Below are 6,659 nucleotides of genomic sequence, written 5' to 3'. Positions count from 1 at the left end.
ACCACGCGCGGCGCCGGACATGCTGGCGCGGCTTGCACGGCCCTGCGCTGCCTGCGCGCGCGCGCCCGCACCGTTGCCGATGCTCTGAAAGGCCGGAGCACCCGCGGATGCCCGACGGTTCTGTGATCCGGCTCCGGAAAATCTGCCTTCCCCGCCGGTGCGTGGACTATTCCGAAGCGCTTGCGCGGTGCCGCCGCCACCGGCGGGGGACCGGATATTCGGTCGATTGCCGGCGCCCGCATTCGGGCGCTGGATTGTCCCCGCGTTCCCTCGCCTGGTCGGGGCCTGCCGATTCTGACCGATATTGGACGTCCCGGGGGCGGCGCGGCCGCGGAACGCTTCGCGTTGTGCCGAATTGGCGCCGGTGCCGGGCCGATATTGTTGGCGCACCTGCGGATTGGCATAGGCCACGCCGCGTCGATGGTCGGGATTATGCTGCCAGTTGCCCGAGGTCACGGCCGCACCGTTCGCGCGAAAATTATTGTAGCGGTTGGCATTGATGCCGTTGAAGCGGCTTGCGTTGATATTGACGTTGCCGGCTCCCCAATTCGGTTGCCCCCAGCCCCAAAGCGAATTTGTAATGGCGATACCCGCACCGAATGCCAGTCCGGTCGCCAGGGCCGACGCCGCATATGCACCGGTCGGCGGCGGGTAATATGCCGGCGGATAGGATGGATCGGGCCAGGTGCCGTAAGCAACGTTCGGGTTGTAGGCCGGCACGTAGACTGTATCGGGCTGCGCAGGCGTTATGACATAGTTGGACCCCTCGTGCGTGACCGTCTGCCGCGCGGTGCTCTTGAGCGTCCCGGCAGCCTCGGCACGCCCACGCAGCGCCTGCACGGCGGCCAGGACGTCGGACTGTTGCGCCAGGAAAGCTTCACCCAGCTTCTGCGTCCAGTCGATATTCTCGCTCATTGTGTGCAGAATGTCCGGAAACGGCACCAGCGACTTCACGCTGGCGTCCCAGTCCTGTCCATCCAGCGCCCGGATCAGCGCGTCGCCTTTCAAAGTCCCGTTGCCGGGTGCCCGCACCCATCGATCGGCCATCACGATCTCAAGGGGATAGGTGGACGCCGCCAGAATCTGGGTCAGCAACGCGTCCGGATAGAGCGCGATCGGCGCGACCATCTGCCGCAGTTCTTCCTTTGAAACGTGCGTCGTGGCGGCTTGCGGCACTGCGGGCGTCTGCGCCGTGACCGATTGCGCGACGACAACGGACGGGGCCAGGGTATAGAGGGCCAGGGGCACCGCCAGTACGTATGTCCATCTCGCCACGATACAGCCTCCATTGCAGGGCGCGTTCGCATCCGGCTTTTTTTGGACGACATGCCTTCGACATATGTGCCGGGGTCGCCGTCGGACCCTGTCGTTGCAAACGATGGTTCCGAATTGACGGCGGTATCGCAAAAAAGACGATCCCCACGGCAATTTGCCGCAAGAATCACTTCATGGAAATGACCAGGGCGTCTCCGCCCAGACTCAGCATCAGCCCCTTCCGCTTCGCGTGGAGATGCAACACGACGCCGGAGCCGTTTTGCAACCACATCTGCCCGGCACTCGCGGTGCCGACGGCGAAGCCGTAACGTGCCCGTCCGTAGCTGCCGGGAAATTGCTTGATGTCATGAAGGTCGAAAACCTCCCCGGTCGCATCGACCGACGAAATGCCGAACCCACCGATACCCAGGCCGCCAAAGCGGATCGGATAGGTCTTTCCGCGGAAGGTGAGGGTGCCGTTTCCGCCGCCGCCGCTTCCGATGAACGCCACCTGAAACTCATGCAGTTCGACATAGCCGTCCGGGACGCGCCCCGACGAGCCGCCCTGCTGGTCGCTCGATCCTTCCGAGCATCCGCCAGGAAAAATCGCCAGGGCGGACGCGGCAAGCAGCATCGCCGGAAACACCATTCTATGCCATCGAGAGACAATCCCTGACATGACGGGTACCTTTGCAACCAGGACCGGTATGTTGCTTGAAGGAAAACCTTCCGGATGGCCAAAGCGGCCCGTGCTCGATTCGCTCATCCGGGGCAGCGGCTCAACGGGCTGCGGACCGTAAAGGTTGAAGCGGTCACAGAGGTATGAACGGACACGCGGCCGTTTCCGGGTACGACGATGATAACCGGCCATAAGGCGGAAACTCCCGCTGACCTGGCCCGCTATGATCTGGCCTGCCGCAGGACGCGGCCCGTTCGGTGACGGACTTGCGGCGCGCCCGGCCTGTGTCGCGGCATGGGAGGCATCGGATGATCGGTGTATCGGATGATTGTGGCATCGGATGATTCTGGCGGCCTTCCGACATCTGTCGATATTGAGCATCGGCGGGGTGGCGGGTATCCTGTTCCCGTCTCTCATGTTCGCGGCGGAATTCGGCTATCGCCTCGGACGACGCATCGCTTCACGGAAATCGGAAAAGAGCACGGATCTCGCTGCAAGCGCCACGTTGACGACGGGAATGATCGGCCTGCTGGCGTTTACCTTGAGCCTGTCCATAAACTTCGCGCAGGACCGCTTCGAGGCACGCCGCGATCTCGTGCTGGCCGAAGCAAACGCCATCAGCACGGCATGGCTGCGCGCGAACTTGATCGATGGCGCCGAATCGGCTGTGATCGCGGCGGAAATCGAAGAGTACGCCCGTGTCGCGCTCGCCTATACCACGGCGGAGTCGAATGCGGACATCCCCGGGCTCGTCGAGCGGATGGGCGCCTTGCAGGCCGGCATATGGCGCTCCATGGGCATGATCGCCCGCCATGCCTCCAATCCGGTGACGATCGCGCTGGCCAGCGCGTTGAATGACATGTTCGACCTTTTCACATCGCAGCGATTTGCGTACCAAAGCCACGTGCCGACGAATATCGTGCTGATGCTTTATCTCGAGGCACTCGCGACGATCGGTGCCCTGGGCTATCAACTGGGCCTCGGCGGCGATCGGCACATCGTCCTGACCACGTTGCTGCTGATGATGTGGTCAGGCGGCATGATCCTGATCATGGATCTGAACCAGCCGCGCATAGGAAGCATTCGCGCCGATGCCTCGCCGCTGATATGGACGATCCGGGGATTCGGCGGCCCGGCCCAGATGCACTGACAAGATGCACTGACCAGATGCGCTGACGGGATAAAGACCATCCCTCATCCTCGATGCTTCGAGAATCTTCACGACGGGGATCTGCCCTAGATCGGCGGCGCCTTCGCCCAGGGATAGCCGGCGCGCGCGCGCCGGTAGCCGTAACTGAACAATGCCCGCATATAGCCCTGGTCGAACGGCCTTGGCAGCTTCATGTCGAAGTCGGGACCGATATAGGCCAGATTGAAATCGATATTGTCGCGCCGGGTCGTGTTGTACAGCCGCATGACGTCATTGATCCCGCTGGCCGTGATCATCGTGGATATCGCCCGTCCGGCGATGCCCAGCGTGCTCCGTTCCGTCGCCGCCCATTCGGGGTCCAGACGACCATTGCGGATGACATAGGCGGTCGCCGCGACCACGGGCTGACCGGCGGCCATGCGCTGGCGCCGCAGCCGTGTCAGCGCGGCCGGGTACAAGAATGCCTGTGCGAAGGCGCCGCCGTCCACATGCATCTCCTGATAAGGCCGGCCGTCCAGGACGACGTCGAACATGGTCGGCGGAAACGCGCCGGGCACCGCGGCGGACGCCAGCAGGATGCGACGGATCGTGTTCAATGCCCGGGGGTGTCCGCTTGCGGCAATGGCGCCGATATTCCAGATCACCGGCTGCTGCGCGTCGAGGTCGGTGGTCCCGACGAAGAGCAGCCGCCCATCGGCGTAGCCGCGTGCCAGCGCCGCCAGCATGTCCGCGTTCAGGTATCGCGAGATGGTCCGGAACAGCGGGGCGTTGTCGCTCATCGCGTCGTTGAACAGCGCGGCGGTGAAGAAGCGCCGCAAAAGCACGTGGGATGGCGTCAGTTCGGTATAGACGGCGCGCAATTGCGGATCATAGCCGGATCCCAGATAGGCGAACGGCGCGGTCAGCGCCCCGGTGCTGACGCCCGTCACAAGCTGGAATACCGGTCGCGTGCCCTGGTCGGACCAGCCGCACAGCACGCCCGCGCCGAAGGCGCCGTTTTCTCCGCCGCCCGATACCGCCAGCAATTGCAGCGCGGGCAGCAATGTACCCGGCATCAGGCCGCCCGTCCGCCGCATCCGCTCCAGGGCCGCCAAGACCTCGGCTTCCATGGGCTCCGTCCCGTAGAACGGGAAGAAACGCTCGTTCGGTACGCCCAGCACGCTGGCCTGGCGCGTCCGGGCCAGCGGCACGGCCGGCCCCCGCATCGGCAGGCTGCATCCGGTCAACAGGGCGGCCACGCCGCCGCCGGCGGCAAGGCGCAAAGCTCTCCGACGTGCTGTCGACCCCGGCGCGTGAAGATCCGGACCGTATCCCATGGCCATTCTCGTTCGCGCTCACACCCTTCGGCATGTCCGCGGGCGGCGGCACACAAACCGGTTCGGTCTCTGCAAGACGTATGGATGTGGAAAAGTTTCCGATAATTATATCGTGTGGGCTTCACGACGGCTCGACGCTGCTCCGGCGTCGGAACCCATCGCCTACGCGTCTCGGCGCACATATACCACGCAACGTCGAACCGTCCCGTATACGACACAATGTACCCGGTCACGATCGGGGCGAGAAGACCGAGCGAATTGCTGAAAAGAGAAACCGAAATTACCAGAAGAATCGGCGTCATGGTGTGAAAACGCGGCAACAGGCCGATCATCACTGCCCCGCCGAGGCAGCCGGCCACGGCGCAGAGATAGAATAAGGCGGTGCTGGTTCCCGATCCGGCCACGTCGATGCGCAGAGCAAATCCGATTCTCAAGCACTGTTCTTTCCGAAACAAAACTTTTAATGACTGCCCCGCTGCGCGCCACCGGACAACGCGCCGTGATCGCGGACCGAAATCGTCGTCCCGGCAACCGCCAGGCCGCACGGGCTCGCCGGATCGCGCGGAAACAGCAGCAGCGCGATCAGCCCGCTCCAGCCGGTCTGATGCGATGCGCCCAACCCGGCTCCCGTCTCGCCATGGTAATATTCATGGAACAGCAGATGGTCGCGAAAATGCGGGTCGCTCCGCAACAGGGCGCTGCCGCCCAGGGCAGGACGGCCGCCGTCTTCCGCCGGCGCATACAAGGCGGCCAGCCGGTCCCGCAGATCGTCGGCGACCGCCGCCAGGCTCGCCTGGCGGCCCGACCCGACCGGAAACTCCACCTTGAAATCATCGCCGTAATAGCGATGGAATTCATACAGCGAGTCGATCAGCAGGTAATTGACCGGCATCCAGACCGGCCCGCGCCAATTGGAATTGCCGCCGAACACGCCCGAACGCGATTCACCCGGCTCGTATTCGACGCGATAGGTCTGGTCGCGATGCGTAAAGACGAACGGATGCGTCTGATGATATTTCGACAGCGACCGCACGCCGTAATCGGACAGGAACTCCGCCTCGTCCAGCGCCCGGCGCAGCAGCGCCTTCAGCCGATGCCCGCGCAGCAGCGACAGCAGGTATTCGGCGCCCTTGCCCGGCTCCTGCCAGCGCGAGATCAGCGCGGCCAGGTCCGGATGGTGCCTCACGAACCAGCGGGCCCGCTTTGTGAAATCCGGTAGCTGGACATCCGCGCCGGGCCGCAGGATCTCCACCGCGAACAGCGGGATCAACCCCACCATCGACCGCAGCCGCAGCGGCACCCGCGCGTCCGAAAGATCCAGCACGTCGTAATAGAATTCGTCCTCCGGGTCCCACAACCCGCACCCATCGCCGCAGACCCGCTCCATGGCATAGGCGATATAGAGGAAATGCTCGAAGAATTTCGTCGCGATGTCCTCATAGACCGCGTCGCCATGCGCCAGCTCCAGCGCGATGCGCAGCAGGTTCAGCGTATACATCGCCATCCAGGACGTACCGTCAGCCTGGCTCAGCACGCCGCCGGTCGGCAGCGGCCGCGACCGGTCGAACACGCCGATATTGTCCAGGCCCAGGAAACCGCCCTGGAAGATATTGCGCCCGCCGGCGTCCTTGCGGTTCACCCACCAGGTGAAATTCAGCATCAGCTTGTGGAAGATCCGCTCCAGGAAAGCAACATCCCCCTTTCCGGTCATCGCCTTGTCGATCTGATAGACCCGCCAGGCCGCCCGCGCATGCACCGGCGGATTGACGTCGCCGAACGCCCATTCATAGGCCGGCAACTGGCCGTTGGGATGCATGTACCATTCACGCGTCAGCAGAATCAGTTGCGCCTTGGCGAAATCCGGGTCGATCAGCGCGAAGGTGATGCAGTGAAACGCCAGGTCCCAGGACGCATACCACGGAAATTCCCATTTATCCGGCATCGAGATGACATCGTAATTGTCGACATGCCGCCACTCGGCATTTCGTCCGTTCACCCGGTCGCGGGGCGGTTCCGGCTGGGTCGGATCGCCCGTCTGCCACGCCGAAACATTGAAATAATAGAACTGCTTCGACCACAGCATGCCGGCGAAGGCGGCGCGCTGCACGGCCCGATGCCCCGAATCGGCAACATCCTGCTGCAGGACGGCATAGAATTCATCCGCCTCGGCGCGCCGGTCGTCGAACACACGGTCGAAATCGGCGAAGGGCGCTCCCTCGGTCCCCGCCGGCCGCAGGCGCAGCCGCACGCGCGCGCTGCC

5 protein-coding genes are annotated in these 6,659 nt (G+C 64.0%); 1 reads left to right on the top strand and 4 read right to left on the bottom strand.

What is annotated here, in order from left to right; all coding sequences use genetic code 11:
- Together HUK84_RS08310 and HUK84_RS08305 are read right to left on the bottom strand one after the other, a co-directional pair.
- Window positions 1–1,275: DUF3300 domain-containing protein (locus HUK84_RS08310; protein ID WP_176639880.1), on the bottom strand; the 1,275-nt coding region annotated here is incomplete at its 3' end.
- Window positions 1,276–1,441: 166 nt separating this feature from the next.
- Entirely contained in the window at window positions 1,442–2,125 is a 684-nt protein-coding gene (locus tag HUK84_RS08305) for a hypothetical protein (RefSeq protein WP_176639879.1), read from the bottom strand.
- A gap of 148 nt (window positions 2,126–2,273) precedes the next feature.
- Between HUK84_RS08305 and HUK84_RS08300 the strand changes: the two genes are divergently transcribed.
- On the top strand, window positions 2,274–3,083 hold the full coding sequence (locus tag HUK84_RS08300; RefSeq protein ID WP_176639878.1) for a hypothetical protein: 810 nt from the start codon (window positions 2,274–2,276) through the stop codon (window positions 3,081–3,083).
- Between the two features lie 86 nt (window positions 3,084–3,169).
- Here HUK84_RS08300 and HUK84_RS08295 read toward each other — a convergent pair whose 3' ends face one another.
- Both HUK84_RS08295 and HUK84_RS08290 read right to left on the bottom strand, forming a co-directional pair.
- Window positions 3,170–4,321, bottom strand: a complete 1,152-nt coding sequence (locus HUK84_RS08295) for a patatin-like phospholipase family protein (protein WP_218064279.1) — start codon at window positions 4,319–4,321, stop codon at window positions 3,170–3,172.
- Window positions 4,322–4,859: 538 nt separating this feature from the next.
- Window positions 4,860–6,659 (bottom strand): MGH1-like glycoside hydrolase domain-containing protein (locus HUK84_RS08290; RefSeq protein ID WP_408887818.1); only part of this gene is annotated, 1,800 nt, incomplete at its 5' end.

Origin of the sequence: Nguyenibacter vanlangensis, assembly GCF_013376155.1 — a bacterium.
In the GTDB taxonomy this organism is placed as follows: domain Bacteria; phylum Pseudomonadota; class Alphaproteobacteria; order Acetobacterales; family Acetobacteraceae; genus Gluconacetobacter; species Gluconacetobacter vanlangensis.
The sequence above is the reverse complement of the archived record's forward strand: the minus strand, read 5'-3'. Positions and strand labels throughout refer to the sequence as shown.